Source organism: Rhodoferax sp. (assembly GCF_028715765.1).
Classification (GTDB): domain Bacteria; phylum Pseudomonadota; class Gammaproteobacteria; order Burkholderiales; family Burkholderiaceae_C; genus Rhodoferax.
Genome location: NZ_JAQURE010000011.1, coordinates 58,905 through 74,523, shown reverse-complemented (window position 1 = coordinate 74,523; position 15,619 = coordinate 58,905). Strand labels below are relative to the sequence as shown.

Here is a 15,619-nt window from a genome sequence, read left to right as displayed (position 1 = left end):
GACCAAATACGGGTTTGTACCGACTCCTGTCTGAGTCGCTGACCGAATCACTGTTGTCGCGTTGCTTTTGACCAGGGCGGGGTCAGGGTAACACTCGCCCGGATACGCCGTTCTTTCACGTTAAGGAGCTTGACCTTGCCAACCATCAGTATGTTTTACGGTATTCTCGTGGCGATCATGTTCGAGGCCAATGAACGTCATCATCTGCCGCACTTTCATGTGCGCTATCAGAACTTCAAGGCCTCCATTGCCATAGAAGACGGCAGGGTGTTGGCTGGTGATCTGCCACCCAAGCAGTTGCGGCTGGTGCAGGCATGGGTTGAGCTGCATCGGGATGATCTGTTTGCCAATTGGGTTCTGGCGGCGAATGGCGAAGAGCCTTTCCGCATCGCACCATTACAGTAGGACGCTCAAATGAACTTGTTGCTTGATGTCATAGCAGTCATTGCCAAACCGGGTTACATGCTGGAGCTGGAATTTGAAAACGGTGAGCATCGACTTTTTGATATGACTCCTATCATGGACAAAAAGCCATTTAGTCGCCTGAAAGAAACAAACTCTTTTTGTGCTGCACGCGTCGGTTACGGTACGGTGGTATGGCCAGGCAATATCGATATAGACCCTGAAACGCTTTACGACCGTTCGTCTCCTATGACAAGCTTGCCATGACCCGCCCCCGCTCATCCCTTGTTTCCCTGTCCGACACGCCGTGGTATCACGTGGTCAACCGCTGTGTACGCCGCGCTTTTTTGTGCGGGCAAGACAGCGCTACTGGCCAAAACTTTGACCACCGCCGGGGTTGGATTGAGACCCGCATCCGCGAGCTGGCTTCGGTGTTCACCATTGACGTGGCGGCCTACGCGGTGATGAGTAACCACTACCACGTGGTGCTGCGGGTGGACGCTGACAGGGCGCAGGCGTTGAGCGATGACGCCGTGCTGCGCCGCTGGACGCAGCTCTTTACCGGTCCGCAACTGGTGCAGCGCTATCTGTCAGAGGCGCGCGGCCAGATGGGGCAGGCCGAATGTGACAAGGTGGCCGAATTTGCCGCACTGTACCGCAGCCGCTTGCATGATTTGTCGTGGTTCATGCGGGTGCTTAACGAGTCGATTGCCCGCCAGGCCAATGCCGAGGACGATTGCACTGGCCGCTTTTGGGAAGGGCGCTTTAAAAGCCAGGCGCTGCTTGACGAGCAGGCTTTGCTGGCTGCGATGGCGTATGTAGACCTCAACCCCATTCGCGCGGGTATGGCCGAGAGCTTGCAGGGCAGCGAGCACACGTCCATCAAAGCCCGCCTGGACGATCTGCAAGGCCAGCCTTTTGTACCCGTGCTGGCTCCGGTTGTGGTGCCGTTGTCGGCAGAGCAAGCTGCGTCAGACCTGACTGAAGCCGCAAAAGTTACAGAAGAAAATGCTTTGTGCCCCTCATTGGTACTGCCTAGCCTGCTACCAGAAGCAGAGCTGGCTGCACTGCCAGAAGCGCCGCTGATGCCGTTTGACGTGACCAGCCGTTTTGAGCAAGCCATTCCCTTTGGCCTGCAAGAGTACATTGAGCTGGTGGACACCATGGGCCATGCGGTACACCCCACCAAGCGCGGTGTCATGCCCGCCACCACCCCGCCCATCTTGACACGCCTGGGCATGGACGCTGAAGGGTTTATCAACGCTGCCGACCATTTCTTCAAAGATTTTGCCAGCGCCGTAGGCACCCCGGCCAAGCTGATAGAAATAGCCGCCCAGCGCCAACAGCGCGCTCTGCGTGGGCTGGCAGCAGCCAAGAAGGTGTTTGAGCGCAAGGCGGCATAATTTATAAGAAATTGGCATGTAACTGCAAAACCGCCCGTGCGGCGTATGCCAAGGCACTGCAAGCGGCATTGCCAGTGCTGCCTGCGGGAGATACGATGAAGCTCAATTGAGGCTGGATTGGCTCTGACATAAACCAGCGCCGAAGAATCCGCCGTGTTATATTGAAATTTATTTGTGACACATCGAGGTCAAGGCCATGAGTGAAGCCACGTTTACGTTTCGTGTCGACGATGCGCTCAAGTCTGAATTTGCTACAGCCGCAAAAACCCGCGACCGCAGTGCTGCCCAGTTGTTGCGTGATTACATGCGCGAGTTTGTTCTGCAACAGCAGGAATCAACCGCGCACGATGCGTGGTTTCGTCGCCAAGTTGAAATCGGCCTGGACTCGGCCAATGCAGGTCGTTTGATTCCTGCACAAGAGGTTGAAGCTAAATTCGCAGCCAGACGGGCAACCACACGTCAACGGCTTGAAACTGCCAAGTGATACGATTGTTCTGGACATCCGAGGCAGTTCAGGATCGTGATGACATCTATGATTACATCGAGGCCGATAACCCGTAGGCTGCGCTGTCGCTCGATGAGCTGTTTTCTGACAAAGCCAACTACTTGATTGACCACCCCGGCCTGGGACGACAGTAATTTCACATGAAAGGTCATCTGCTTGACCCGCAAGCCGAATTTAAAGAGTTCGCAAGCATCCAAGCCGAGTCCATTAACTGGCAGCCATTGGGACAAGGCGCCTACCTGCACCACGGTGATGTCGAAGAGTCCGAGATCGTCATTCGTGTGGTGGGCATTCCCAATGCCAACATGGCCGGGATGAATGTGCTGCTGTTGGTTTAGGCTGTGCGCTTGCTATCCAGAACCCAACTGTGGCCACCACACAGAAAAGGAGCCAGGTCCCCAATGGCACTGACTTAAGCATATACGGCGGCCATGATGAGCTCATGTTGCGCCTGCAATTGCGCTTTGATCACAGCACGCGGTTGCCTTAAATGCGGAACATTTTTGCTGCGTCGCTTGATAGCACGTGGCTCAACCCGGCCGGGTCGGTACGGTATTTTCACCTGACCGATGCCCCCAATCAGCACCTCGCACAGGCACACAACGCTTGCATAGGCACCGTGGCGCAATCGCTCTTCGAAAGCGCGAAGTTGTTGCAGCGCCGCCTTGAAACTGAGCTGGCGTGGCGTGCAGTTGACTTTATTGGCTGCCTGCGCCATCACCGCGCGCACCAGGTTGTATGCCAGTAGGTGTGCCGCCACCTCTTTGAGCACCATCTCAGGTGTCTTGCAGCGCAGCATCTCCATCTGCATGACCGATTTGATACAGCGCAAGTCCAGCTCTATATGCCAACGCCAGCCATAGATTTCGTTCAGTTCCAAACGGTTGACTGCCTTGGCATCTTTCAGGCTGGTAATCAATGTCCACTCACCCACGCGGGCCTCACGCACTTGCAGGCATTGCGGTACTTTTTCATATTCTTCGGGTGTCATCCATTTCGGTCGAACCGGGCGACGCCACTGCGCCACATGATCACCCTTGCCCAGACGCTGGCCTTGTTCAAAATCGGTGTGACGTAACTGATGTTGACGACTGACAAAGTCCACCCCGCGAGCCAGCAGCCTGGCCACCGTGAAGTATCCCGTGTAGTAGCGATCCATGAGCAAAATGTCGCCCGGGTTTAGTGTTGCATCGAGTTGGCGCATCATCGCTGTTTCGCCCGTAAGTTTGCCTGCACAGGCTCCACAGACCCAGTCCAGCACAGCACCACAGCCCAGAGAGACGATACCCACAATACGCATCATTGGAAAGCCCAAACCAGCCTTTTGTTGGCTGCTCTGCGGATAAGTGGTTTGGTTGTTATCAGTGTCGGGCATGAAGACGGTCGTGCCGTCAATGAGTTTGATCTCACGCCCACGCCAGCGCCATGAATTCGACTGAGCTTGGCACAGACGCGCGGCGAGCGCCTTGGACAAAGCCGCGAGAAGTTGCAAACTCAGGCGTTGGCGCGCTTTGCAGTAAGCGCCCGTATCAAGACTCGATGCACTACAGCCTTGTGCTACGCGGCTGCTCAACCCCCGTGCGACGGCGTCCTGGCAACTGTGGTCAGCACCGAGCACCTGTTCAAGAAAGAGGCTCACGGTGGTCAGTGGTGGGTAAACGCGATTGCGGTGATCCGGGCAATGCTCATGTATCAGTGATTGCAGTTGTTCGGCTGTCAATAAACCACTCAACGTGTCATACCCAGTTCGGGCAAATCGTCCCAGAAACTGGCGCACTTGCGACTGCAAAGTTCCAGCGCCAACACCAATCGGGCAGGTTTTGGTAGTATCCATTTGGGCTGTCCCCTTCTTGGTACGTGTTACGGATTCGACACCCGCATCGTAACAATTTGGAGCGATCAGCCCAACCTTTTTGGAGCATGTAAGTTATTGTTTTTGTGGCACTATTGGCTTAAGTCAGTGCCATTGGAGCCAGGACCCTTTATCGCTTAAGGGCGTGACTGTGCTTCTTCTTGACAATTGGCTGGGTGCTTGGTGTAATAACTGATACCAAACATCAGGAGAAACAGCGATGCCAACCAGTGTTGCACTGAGCCACCATTTTGAGAGCTTTGTTCGCGCTCAGGTCGATTCGGGCCGGTTCAACAACGTCAGCGAGGTTGTGCGCGCAGGTCTGCGTTTGCTGGAAAACCATGAGTCACAACAAGCGGCCAAGCTTCAGGCGTTGCGCGAAGCTGTTGCGGTGGACTTGGCCAGTGGGCCATGCCTGTCGGAGGAGGATGTGTTTGATCGACTTGAAGCCAAGTACCTTGCGATGGCTGAAAGGCAAGCCTGATGCGGCTGGAGTTTCTGCCGCAAGCCGAGCAAGACATGGAAACAATCGGTGACTACATCGCCTTGGACAACCCGCGTCGCGCGGCCAGTTTTGTTCGTGATTTGCAGGTGCAATGCCGCAAATTAGCCAAAGCACCCCAAGCCTACCGGCCCAGACTGGAACTGGGCAAAGGCATACGCTCATGCACCCACGGACATTACGTGGTTCTTTTTTACGAGGAACCCGACTTGAATTTTTGATCACACAAGCAGTAGTAATCTCCTAATCTCCTTTAATTTCCTACTGCTAAACCCTACGTCCACCGCAAAACCAAGCGAGCCAACAACAGGCTCAAGGTCATTGGTGAAACTTTCCTGAACCTGGCTCAAGGCCGTGACACACGTCCACCCGAGCGTGTCCACAAGCTAATCAATTGAAGGGTGCACTTCAGACTTGCATCCGCCTTTGCTTGAAGCCCACCAAGCCCACTACACTCGAGCAACCCACACCCATCTTTGCCGATGTCTGACGTGCCATCGGGGCTGGCCATCAAAGCTCGATGGTTCAGCAGCACACACTGCTACAAATAAGATGGTCTGAGGCAATGCCCATCATGACCTCGCCAAAATGGTAACAACAACTGCCTACTACACCGATTCCCGCTACCGCACCAATCCGGGTGAGGGCTTTGACGGAGTCGTGCGTGTGAGCTACGGCGGCTATTACGGCACCGGTGCTTTGCTGTTCAGTGGTCACGCCATTTTGACGGCCACGCATTTATTTGCGTCACGTAGCGGCTCCGCCAGTGTGATGTTTGAAACCAGTTCGGGTACGCAAACAAGCAGCGTCGCCAAAATTCTTCAGCACCCGGGCTATGACGCGGGCAGTAACAACGACCTGGCCATTGTGTGGCTTGCTGGCTCAGCCCCGCAAGCTGCCACCCGTTACGATATTTACCGTTCCAATGATGAGATTGGGCAGCCATTCACCTTGGTGGGTTACGGCCAAACCGGTACAGGAAATACTGGCGCAACCAGCACCGGCACATCCAGTCCCATCAGACTCAAGGCCACCAACGCGTTCGACGCCGATACTGCGACTCTCAAGAGCGGTCTCAGCTCGGGGATGACTTGGTCGCCGTTGGCTGGCACGCAACTGGTTGCAGACTTCGACAACGGCACGACCGCCCACGATGCGTTGGGTCGCTTGTTATACCGCAACGGCCTGGGGCAAGGCCTTGACGAAGGACTGATTGCACCGGGCGATAGTGGTGGGCCTGCGTTTTTGAATGGTGATATTGCCGGTGTAGCCTCTTACACCACAAGCCTGAGCACTAGCAGTGTTGCGCCCGACATTGACACCAGCCTCAACAGCAGTTTTGGTGAAATTGCCGCTTGGCAACGAGTGAGCGCCTACCAGCAGTGGATCGACCAGAGCCTGCGCGCCAACTACCCGAATGCACCAACCAAGCCAGACGAGGTTAAAAGGGAAGTTTCGGAGGGCAACGGTGGTACCAGTTACGCCTATTTCCTGTTGCAGTTCACGGGGGTGCGAAGCGACCCGAATCAGGTTTTGAGCGTGGACTATGCCACTCGGGATGGCACAGCTTTCGGTGGCAATGACTATTTGAGCGTGACCAGTACGCTTAAACTTTACCCCAATGAAAACCAAGCCGTCATTCCGGTTGAAATCATCGGCGACGCGATACCAGAGCACAATGAGTTTTTTTATCTGGACGTCTTTAATCCGGTGGGTGGAAGCTTTGGCGAGGGTGTGGTGAAGCTCACAGCGGTGCGAACCATCCTGAATGACGACGGTTTTTTCGGCTAAAGCCAAGTGATCGCAAGGTGGCATAATTTCATAGTTAATATGACCTTAGTCGCTTATAAGTAAAGCGATAACAGCTATTTATTTCATACTAATTTATATTTAAAAATCTAGTCAGTCATGACCACTATCACCATAGACAATCACAACTACGACCTCGACTCACTCTCTGATGATGCCCGAGCCCAACTCACCAGCCTGCAATTTGTTGATACAGAGTTAGCCCGCATGCAAGCCCAAACCGCAGTGCTGCAGACTGCTCGCATGGCATATGCCAAGGCCTTGCAAGCCGCATTGCCAGTATTGCCTGTGGGCGATACGATGAAGTTCAATTAAGCTTGGTCTTTAGGTTTCTGACATGACCACGCCCACTCCAAAAGTCGCACTCATCACCGGCATCACCGGCCAAGATGGCTCTTACCTTGCTGAGTTATTGATTCACAAGGGTTATCACGTGCACGGCATCAAGCGCCGAGCCAGCTCATTCAATACCCAGCGGGTTGACCACATTTACCACGACCCGCATGTAGATGACACCAAACTCACACTGCATTACGGCGATTTGTCTGACACCAGCAATCTGGTGCGCATTATCCAGCAAGTGCAGCCCGATGAAATTTACAACCTGGGCGCACAAAGCCATGTGGCTGTGAGTTTTGAAAGCCCCGAATACACCGCTGACGTCGATGGCATGGGTGCGCTGCGTATTCTGGAGGCCATTCGTATTTTGGGGCTTACTCACAAGACGCGGTATTACCAAGCGTCTACCAGCGAACTGTATGGATTGGTGCAAGAAATTCCGCAGCGTGAAACCACCCCGTTTTATCCGCGCAGCCCTTACGCTGTGGCGAAGCTCTACGCTTACTGGATTACCGTGAACTACCGCGAGGCCTACGGCATGTATGCCTGCAACGGCATCCTGTTCAACCACGAAAGTCCCCGCAGGGGCGAGACTTTTGTCACACGTAAGATCACCCGTGGCTTGGCCAACATTGCACAAGGCTTGCAACAGTGTTTGTACCTGGGCAATATGAGCGCCTTGCGTGACTGGGGTCACGCCAAAGACTATGTGCGCATGCAATGGCTGATGCTTCAGCAAGACAAGCCCCAAGACTTTGTGATTGCCACCGGCGTGCAATACAGCGTGCGACAGTTCATTGAAAAGGCCGCAGCAGAGTTAGGTGTCACCGTTGCCTTTGAAGGGGTGGCTGACCAAGAGCTTGCAGTGGTCAAAATGATTACCGGCGACAATGCTCCGGCCTTGAAAGTGGGCGATGTGATTGCTCGGGTTGACCCCCGGTACTATCGTCCCACCGAGGTCGAAACCCTGCTGGGTGACCCATCTAAAGCTAAGGCTGATCTCGGTTGGGTTCCCGAAATCACTTTGGATGAGATGGTGAAAGAAATGGTGGCCTTTGATCTTCAGCAGGCCAAGCAGCATGCACTGCTAAAAGATCATGGCTACGACGTGTCTTTTTCCAAGGAATGAAATGGGCAAGGTCACTGAAAAAGCCAAGCCGGTTGCTTTGATTTGCGGCATTTCAGGGCAAGATGGCGCGTATTTATCAAAGTTATTGATCGAGCAGGGCTACCGTGTTGTGGGAACTTCACGCGATGCGCAAATGGGCCATTTTGAAAATTTGGACCGTGTTGGCATCAGAGATAGCGTCGAGCTCGCATCGATGGCCACCAATGATTTTCGAAGTGTTGTGCAGGTGCTCAGCCGTTTTGAGCCACAAGAAATTTATCACCTCGCAGGGCAGAGCTCCGTGGGGCTTTCGTTTGAACAACCCGTAGAAACTCTTGAAAGCATCAGCTTAAGCACACTGAATCTTTTGGAGTCAATCCGGTTTTTGGGTCATCCAACGCGTTTTTATAGCGCCGGATCAAGCGAATGCTTTGGTGATACGGGAGGGCTTCCCGCGGATGAATCAACACCGTTCAAACCACGAAGCCCCTATGCTGTGGCCAAAGCAGCTGCGTTTTGGCAGGTTGCCAATTATCGGGAGGCCTATGGCTTGCATGCCTGTTCAGGTATTCTGTTCAATCATGAATCGCCTTTGCGCCCAGAGCGATTTGTGACACAAAAAATTGTCAAATCCGCTTGCCGCATTGCTGCGGGCAGTCAAGAAACTTTGAGATTGGGCAACTTGGATATTCATCGCGATTGGGGATGGGCGCCTGACTATGTTGAGGCCATGTTTTTGATGCTGCAACAAAATTCACCGCAAGATTATGTGATTGCCACCGGTGAAACTCATGCACTCAAAGAGTTTGTTGCAGGCACCTTCCAGGCACTTGGCCTTGATTGGCAAGACCATGTGGTGAGCAATCCAGACTTAATGCGACCTTCTGACCTTCGACTTAGCCGAGCCAACCCCATAAAAGCACATAAAAATCTGAATTGGCAAGCCACCAAACGAATGACGGATGTCATCCTGGCCATGGTTGCTCAAGCGCAGTCGTCATTGCCCATGCATTAATTCAACAGCCATCCATCCCCCTCATCCAGCTCCTGCGCGTCAATCATGGCATCAAATGCAGCCCGGCTGGCCAGGGCTTCTGAGGTGTAGGGAATGAGCGGCTTATCTAGCGGGCGCAGTTTGTGGCGGCGCAAGCCGCGCAACTGTTGCGAACGCTCCATGGTTTGCAGCACACGCTCGGGCTCCATCATCAGGCTGAAGGGATTCAGGGTTTCAAGGGTGGTGGACATGGTGGGCTCCTGCTGGTTCAAACACGCTTGACAACATGCAAAGCGTTGAAATGAACTGTATCCGTGCCGCATCAAAAGCTAAAGTCGGCGCAGGTCCCGATCTTGCGTCAGAAATTGCCTGACACGCTGTCATCCCGATACCGCATCTCAGCGCTGCATCACAGCACCCGACACCGCACACTTTTCCCCTTGACCTTGCCGGCATTGAGCTTGTGCATGGCTTGCTGCGCAATGTCGCGGTTGACCGCCACGAAGGTGGTGAACTCGGTCACATTGATCTTGCCGATTTGCTCGCGGCTGTAACCCGCGTCTGCCGTCAACGCGCCCAGCACATCACCGGGACGGATTTTTTCTTTGCGGCCACCCAGAATTTGTAGCGTCACCATGGGGGGCATCAAGGGCTGCGTGCTGGTAGGCACCAAGTCTTCCAGTTTGTGCCAAGCAGACGGCTGGTGTTGGTACTGCTCAATCTTGCCCACCGCGCCCATTTCATACATGGCCGCCAGGCTCAGTGCCAGGCCAGATTCACCGGCACGCCCGGTGCGCCCCACGCGGTGCACATGCACCTCGGGGTCGGGGGTGATGTCGACGTTGATCACGGCACTGAGCTCCTTGATGTCAATGCCACGCGAGGCCACGTCGGTCGCCACCAGCACCGAGGTGCTGCGGTTGGCAAACTGCGCCAGCACCTGGTCGCGCTCGCGCTGCTCCAACTCACCATACAGCGCCTGGGCGCTGAAGCCCTGTTGTTGCAGATAAGTCACCAAATCTTTGCACTGCTGCTTGGTGTTGCAAAAAGCCAGCGTGCTCTCCGGGCGAAAGTGGTTCAGCAGCTTGGCCACCACCTCAAACCGGGTTGGGCGGGTGACTTCATAAAAACGCTGCTCAATCAGGCTTTTAGCCTCTGAGGCCTGCACAGTGATTTGCTCTGGCATGCGCATGAACTGCCGAGCCAGCTTTTCAATGCCTTCCGGGTAAGTGGCAGAAAACAGCAGCGTCTGGCGCTCGGGCGGGCATTGCTTGGTGACGGTGGCAATGTCGTCAAAAAAGCCCATGTCCAGCATGCGGTCGGCCTCATCCAGCACCAGGGTGTTGAGTGCTTCCAGGCTCAGGGTGCCGCGCGCCAGGTGATCCATCACCCGTCCGGGTGTGCCCACAACGATGTGCGCTCCGTTTTCAAGTGAAGCCCGCTGGCCGCGCAAGGCCACACCGCCGCACAGCGTGACCACCTTGATGTTGTCCAGCGCACGCGCCAGGCGACGGATTTCCACCGTGACCTGGTCCGCCAGCTCCCGCGTGGGGCACAGCACCAAGGCTTGCACCGCAAACCGGCGCGGGTTCAGCCGCTCCAGCAAGGCCAGGCCAAAAGCGGCAGTCTTGCCACTGCCAGTCTGCGCCTGGGCAATCATGTCTTTGCCTGCCAGGGCGGTTGGCAAGCTGGCGGCCTGGATCGGAGTCATGCTCAAGTAGCCCAATTGCTGCAAATTGGCCAGCGTGGCGGGGTTCAGGGGCAGTGTGCTGAAAGCGATGGTGTGGGTTTGTGTCATGCACCAATTATCGATTCACCGTGCTTTTCAGGGGCAGACCCGTACCGCACGCCCACAATTGGGCAAGAATAGACCGTTTCAAATCGACTTCGGAATCCCCATGACACACCTCTTGCATCGCCTCAGCCCCTGGCTGCTGGCCGCCACCCTGCTCTCTGGCTGCGGCAGCGCAGTGATCAACCCGGTCAGCGGCCAGGCCGAGCGCTCGGTCATGAGTGAACAAGACGAGGTAGCGCAAGGCGCCCAGGCGCACCAGCAAGTGCTGCAGGAATACGGCGTGGTGCGTGATGCACGGGTGCAAACCTATGTCAACAACCTGGGCCAGCGGCTGGCCAAGCTGTCGCACCGCAACCAGTTGCAATGGCACTTTACCGTGCTCGACAGCCCCGAGATCAATGCCTTTGCCCTGCCTGGCGGCTATGTGTACGTGACACGCGGCATCATGGCCTACCTGCAAACCGAGGCCGAACTGGCCGGTGTCATGGGGCATGAAATTGGCCACGTGACCGCACGCCACGGCGCCCAGCGCGCCACCCGCCAGCAAGATGCCGGCCTGGGCGTGCTGGCCGCCAGCGTGCTGGGGGCGGTGCTGGAAAGCCAAGGCATCAGCGGAGCCGGGCGGCTGGCCAGCGACTTGTCGCAAACCGCTGCGGCGGGTTATGTGGCCTCTTACGGGCGCGACCAGGAATTGCAGGCCGACAGCCTGGGCGCCGAATACCTGGCTCGCACCGCGTTTGACCCGCGCAACATGATCAACGTGATCGGGGCACTCAAAGCCCAGGAGCGTTTTGCCGCAGACCAGGCGCGTGCCGCAGGCCGTGCCGCACCCAGCGGCAACAGTTGGCTGGCTTCGCACCCCAGCAACGACCAGCGGCTGCAGCAAATCACCCAACTGGCCGCCCAATACAAAGGCAACTACAGCGACGAAGGCCGCACCCGCTACCAGCACATCACCCAAGGCCTGGCGTTTGGTGAAAGTGCAGACCAGGGCTTGACCCGTGGGCAAAATTTTTACCACACCGACCTGGGCATTGCACTTACCGCGCCAGCCGGTTGGCAGATTCAAAACGAACCGAGCCAACTGGCGCTGGTGAATGCCACCGGGGATGCAGCGCTGATGGTGCAAGTGGCCCCGCCCAAAGCGGGCACAAGCCATGACGAGGTGATTCGCAACCTGCTCAAACCCAGCCAGGGCCGCACCGAGCGCCTGAGCATCAACGGCTTGCCCGCCACCCGCTTTGTTGGCAGCCGCACCAGCAGCCAGGGGCAACAAGCGATTGAAGCCACGCTGGTCACCGGGCCCCGGCAAAGTGTGTATGTGTTCACCCCCGCAGCCAAAAATGCGGCGGCCTTGCAGCAAGCCAGACCTAGCCTGGTGCAAGCGCAAAACAGTTTTCGTGCCTTGACCGCCCAAGACCGTGCCGCCGCCAAGCCCTGGGTGATCCAGACCACGTCTTACCCCGCCGGTGGTTTTGCGCAGCTGGCCAAACGCTCTCCCCTGCCTCAGGCCGAAGCACAACTGCGCCTGATCAACGGCTTCTACGGCGGTGGCGAGCCGCGCCCCGGGCAGGCGGTGAAGGTGGTGGAGTGAATGAAATGCTATTTATTAAGTAGCTGCTTAAGCTTATTTCATAAGCTCTAGAGGCCTAAAACGCTTATATTTTTTAGGCAAACTCAAGCAAAGTACGCCGCCACATGGTTTTCAAACGAGCCCGTGGTGGCGGCCTCTGCCTGCTGCGCTTGCACCTGCGAGGCCTGCGCGCTGGCCTTGAAGGTGGCCATCGTGTCCTCTGGCAAACCCACTGCTTGCAAGCTTTGGGTGTGGGCTTTGGCCTGCTCGAACGCAAAGTCAAAGTAGCTGCCGTGTTTTTTGACGGCTTCCAGCACCTGGGCCGACGGCGTTAACTCAGGCTGGGTGATGCGTTGGCGCAGGTCTTGCATGGCACGCTGGTAACGGTGGCTGCCATAAGCCGCATCCAGCATGGCAGCGTAGGGCGCCATGTCGTCAAACAACTCACTGGCCAGGGTCTGCAAGGGCTGCTCGCGGTTGTGCACCAGCAGTTGCAAACCCGGCTGGCGGCCACGCGTGACCACACGGTGTTTGTTCTCGTCGTTCTCGCTCTGCTCACGGCAGGTGATGGGCGGGCTGTCGCGAAACAGGCACATCAGCAGCAGCACATCGGCAAACAGCGGCTGCTCAGGCGCAATGCCGATGTCAATGAACGGGTTCAGGTCAAACAGCCGCATTTCGACATACTGCACGCCTTGCTGACGCAACGCTTTGGCGGGGCGCAGCCCGCTGGGCGCCACGCGCTTGGGGCGCATGGAAGCGTAAAACTCGGCCTCGATTTGCAACACACTGTCGCTGAGTTGGCGCCAGCTGTCACCCTCGCGCACGCCCAACTCGGTGTAATAGGGGTCTGGGGTGCGAATGGCGGCTTCCAGGCCCTGGGTGTATTCGGCCAGCGAATTGAAGCTGATGGCCAGTTTGTCTTGGGCATGGTTTTGGTAACCCAGGTCGCTCATGCGCAAGCTGGTGGCATAAGGGCCGTGCCAGGTGCCCAGTGACAGTTCGACCAAATCTGACGGGTGCCCCTGCAAAAAAGACTGGCACAGCGCGGGGGACGCGCCAAACAAATACGGCACCAGCCAGCCATAGCGCAAAAAATTGCGAATCAGGCCAAAAGTGCGTTGGTTGATGAAGTCTTGCAAGTCGCCCGAGCCCGGGCAGCAGTCACGCAGCGCCAGCCAAAACTCGGTGGGCAAAGACCAGTTGTAATGCGCCCCGGCAATGGTCTGCATGGCACGGCCATAGCGCAGCCCCAAGCCTTCGCGGTAAACCATTTTGAAACGTGCCTCATGCGATGTGCCGTAGTTGGCAATGGTAATGTCGGCATCTGCGCCAATCTTGCACGGCATGGAGCCCGCCCACAGGTATTCCCCGCCGAGCTGCTGGGCGCTGAAGCGGTGAATGTCGGTTAAAAAAGCCAGCGGGTAAGCCGCATCGGTGGACGGCGGGGTGATGAATTCGAGCAACGCCTCCGCGTAGTCGGTGGTGATCCAGGGGTGGGTCAACTTGTGCCCCAGCGCCGCAGGATGGGGCGTTTTTGCCAACTGCCCAGCGCGATCGACACGCAAACACTCGCGCTCAAAGCCGCGGGTGATCTGGCTTAACAGCTGGGCCTGAGAAGCCTCAGAGAACTGGCGCACGGCGCTACAACAGGTAAATTTCAGCATCGCAATCTAAGCCTCAACAATCTTGGGGGGTAAGTATGGCAGCTTTAAAGCACCGCCATACCCATGTCACAGGCGCGTGAAACAATACGGCCATGCCTCATTTACCCCCTTTCATTGCGCCCACGCGCTTTTCAGACCCAGCGGCCGCCTTGGCACAAGTGCAGCTGATTTACGCCAACAGCATCAACCACCTGCGCCTGGCCATGCAGCGCTTTGTGGCAGGCACTGAGCTACCCGGCCATGTGCGCGCCTGCTACCCCTTTGTGCGGGTGCAAACCGACACGGTCAACCGCCACACTCATGCGGATGCAGCGTGTTTGAGCTATGGTTTTGTGGCCAGTGCGGGGCGTTTTGAGACCACCTTGACGCGGCCAGATTTGTTTGCCCACTACCTTCTTGAGCAGTTCACCCTGCTGCTGGAAAACCATGGTGTTGAGCTTGAAGTGGGCACCAGCAACCAACCGATTCCGGTGCATTTTTCGTTTGCTGAAAACGACCATGTGGAAGGCAGCTTGAGCCCCGAGCGGCGCCAGCTCATGCGCGATGTGTTTGACCTGCCGGATCTGGCCGCCATGGACGACGGCATTGCCAACGGCACCCACGTGCCACGCCCTGGCGAGCCACAACCCTTGAGCCTGTTCACCGCGCCGCGGGTGGACTATTCGCTGCAGCGCCTGCGCCACTACACCGGCACCGCGCCCGAGCACTTTCAAAACTTTGTGCTGTTCACCAACTACCAGTTTTACATTGATGAATTCATTGCCCTAGGCCACGCCCAAATGGCGCAAGCAGCTAGCGAATATGTAGCGTTTGTGGAGCCTGGCAATGTGGTGACAAGCCGGGCAAACTCCAAATTGGGGTCAGAAAAATTGGGGTCAGATTCCAATTTTGCGCCAGCGGAATTGGGCTCTGACCCCAATTTCCCCAGCCGAACCGGCACCCCACCACCGCGCCTGCCGCAAATGCCCGCCTATCACCTGGTGCGCGCCGATGGCAGTGGCATCAGCATGGTCAACATCGGTGTTGGCCCGGCCAATGCCAAAACCATCACCGACCACATTGCCGTGCTGCGCCCACACGCCTGGATCATGCTTGGCCACTGTGCCGGCCTGCGCAGCACGCAGCAACTGGGCGACTTTGTGCTGGCGCACGGCTATGTGCGCGAAGACCATGTGCTTGATGAAGAACTGCCGCTGTGGGTGCCGCTGCCGGCCCTGGCTGAAATCCAGGTGGCACTGGCCAGCGCGGTGTCACAGGTCACCCAGCTCAAAGGGTCTGAGCTCAAAAGCATCATGCGCACCGGCACCGTAGCCAGCACCGACAACCGCAACTGGGAACTGCTGCCCGACAACGGCCCGCAACGCCGCTTTAGCCAAAGCCGCGCCGTGGCGCTGGACATGGAAAGCGCCACCATCGCTGCCAATGGTTTCAGGTTTCGTGTGCCCTACGGCACCTTGCTGTGCGTGAGCGACAAACCGCTGCACGGCGAGATCAAGCTTCCCGGCATGGCCAACCACTTTTACCGCGAGCGGGTCGACCAGCACCTGCGCATTGGCATCCGGGCGCTGGAGCTGCTGCGCGCCCAAGGCGTGGCGCAGTTGCACAGCCGCAAACTGCGCAGTTTTGCCGAGGTGGCGTTTCAGTAACTTGGGGCGGATTAGCGCGACTTA

Annotated in this window: 17 protein-coding genes; 13 read left to right on the top strand and 4 right to left on the bottom strand. The window is 56.8% G+C overall.

The window, feature by feature from the left end:
* Positions 1-135: 135 nt before the first annotated feature.
* From PHT20_RS06155 to PHT20_RS06135, 5 genes are all read left to right on the top strand, one after another.
* Positions 136-405: a DUF4160 domain-containing protein gene (locus PHT20_RS06155; protein WP_300084550.1), complete on the top strand. Its 270-nt coding sequence runs from the start codon at positions 136-138 to the stop codon at positions 403-405.
* A gap of 9 nt (positions 406-414) precedes the next feature.
* Entirely contained in the window at positions 415-669 is a 255-nt protein-coding gene (locus tag PHT20_RS06150; protein WP_301019847.1) for a DUF2442 domain-containing protein, read from the top strand.
* On the top strand, positions 666-1,805 hold the full coding sequence (locus PHT20_RS06145; RefSeq protein ID WP_301019846.1) for a transposase: 1,140 nt from the start codon (positions 666-668) through the stop codon (positions 1,803-1,805). Before PHT20_RS06150 ends, PHT20_RS06145 begins: the two co-directional genes overlap by 4 nt.
* 196 nt (positions 1,806-2,001) lie before the next feature.
* Entirely contained in the window at positions 2,002-2,289 is a 288-nt protein-coding gene (locus PHT20_RS06140) for a hypothetical protein (RefSeq protein WP_301019845.1), read from the top strand.
* Between the two features lie 161 nt (positions 2,290-2,450).
* Positions 2,451-2,648 carry a hypothetical protein gene (locus PHT20_RS06135; protein ID WP_301019844.1) on the top strand — a complete coding sequence of 66 codons (198 nt, stop codon included), beginning with the start codon at positions 2,451-2,453 and terminating at the stop codon, positions 2,646-2,648.
* Between the two features lie 74 nt (positions 2,649-2,722).
* Here the strand turns inward: PHT20_RS06135 and PHT20_RS06130 are convergent, their stop codons facing one another.
* A complete protein-coding gene (locus PHT20_RS06130; RefSeq protein ID WP_301019843.1) occupies positions 2,723-4,087 on the bottom strand; it encodes an IS4 family transposase in 1,365 nt (454 codons plus the stop codon).
* A 295-nt stretch (positions 4,088-4,382) separates the two neighbouring features.
* Between PHT20_RS06130 and PHT20_RS06125 the strand changes: the two genes are divergently transcribed.
* The 6 genes from PHT20_RS06125 to PHT20_RS06100 all read left to right on the top strand — a co-directional run bounded on the left by PHT20_RS06125 (position 4,383) and on the right by PHT20_RS06100 (position 8,935).
* A complete protein-coding gene (locus tag PHT20_RS06125) occupies positions 4,383-4,646 on the top strand; it encodes a type II toxin-antitoxin system ParD family antitoxin (protein WP_301019842.1) in 264 nt (87 codons plus the stop codon).
* Entirely contained in the window at positions 4,646-4,885 is a 240-nt protein-coding gene (locus tag PHT20_RS06120; protein WP_301019841.1) for a type II toxin-antitoxin system RelE/ParE family toxin, read from the top strand. Before PHT20_RS06125 ends, PHT20_RS06120 begins: the two co-directional genes overlap by 1 nt.
* 367 nt (positions 4,886-5,252) lie before the next feature.
* Positions 5,253-6,455, top strand: a complete 1,203-nt coding sequence (locus PHT20_RS06115; protein WP_301019840.1) for a trypsin-like serine protease — start codon at positions 5,253-5,255, stop codon at positions 6,453-6,455.
* 117 nt (positions 6,456-6,572) lie between these two features.
* Positions 6,573-6,788 (top strand): DUF6447 family protein, encoded by a 216-nt coding sequence (locus tag PHT20_RS06110; protein WP_301019839.1) that lies wholly within the window; start codon positions 6,573-6,575, stop codon positions 6,786-6,788.
* 22 nt (positions 6,789-6,810) lie between these two features.
* A complete protein-coding gene (gene gmd / locus PHT20_RS06105) occupies positions 6,811-7,941 on the top strand; it encodes a GDP-mannose 4,6-dehydratase (RefSeq protein ID WP_301019838.1) in 1,131 nt (376 codons plus the stop codon).
* Between the two features lies 1 nt (position 7,942).
* Entirely contained in the window at positions 7,943-8,935 is a 993-nt protein-coding gene (locus PHT20_RS06100) for a GDP-mannose 4,6-dehydratase (protein ID WP_301019837.1), read from the top strand.
* Here the strand turns inward: PHT20_RS06100 and PHT20_RS06095 are convergent.
* A complete protein-coding gene (locus PHT20_RS06095; protein ID WP_301019836.1) occupies positions 8,932-9,165 on the bottom strand; it encodes a hypothetical protein in 234 nt (77 codons plus the stop codon). The genes PHT20_RS06100 and PHT20_RS06095 overlap by 4 nt on opposite strands.
* Before the next feature lie 158 nt (positions 9,166-9,323).
* A complete protein-coding gene (gene dbpA / locus PHT20_RS06090; RefSeq protein WP_301019835.1) occupies positions 9,324-10,712 on the bottom strand; it encodes an ATP-dependent RNA helicase DbpA in 1,389 nt (462 codons plus the stop codon).
* A gap of 100 nt (positions 10,713-10,812) precedes the next feature.
* Between dbpA and PHT20_RS06085 the strand changes: the two genes are divergently transcribed.
* On the top strand, positions 10,813-12,303 hold the full coding sequence (locus tag PHT20_RS06085; protein WP_301019834.1) for a M48 family metalloprotease: 1,491 nt from the start codon (positions 10,813-10,815) through the stop codon (positions 12,301-12,303).
* Between the two features lie 83 nt (positions 12,304-12,386).
* On the opposite strand, the gene gshA is transcribed toward PHT20_RS06085, so the two are convergent.
* Positions 12,387-13,949, bottom strand: a complete 1,563-nt coding sequence (gene gshA / locus PHT20_RS06080) for a glutamate--cysteine ligase (RefSeq protein WP_301019833.1) — start codon at positions 13,947-13,949, stop codon at positions 12,387-12,389.
* 92 nt (positions 13,950-14,041) lie between these two features.
* Here gshA and PHT20_RS06075 point away from each other — a divergent pair, with 92 nt between their 5' ends.
* Positions 14,042-15,595 (top strand): AMP nucleosidase, encoded by a 1,554-nt coding sequence (locus PHT20_RS06075; protein ID WP_301019832.1) that lies wholly within the window; start codon positions 14,042-14,044, stop codon positions 15,593-15,595.
* Positions 15,596-15,619: the final 24 nt, after the last annotated feature.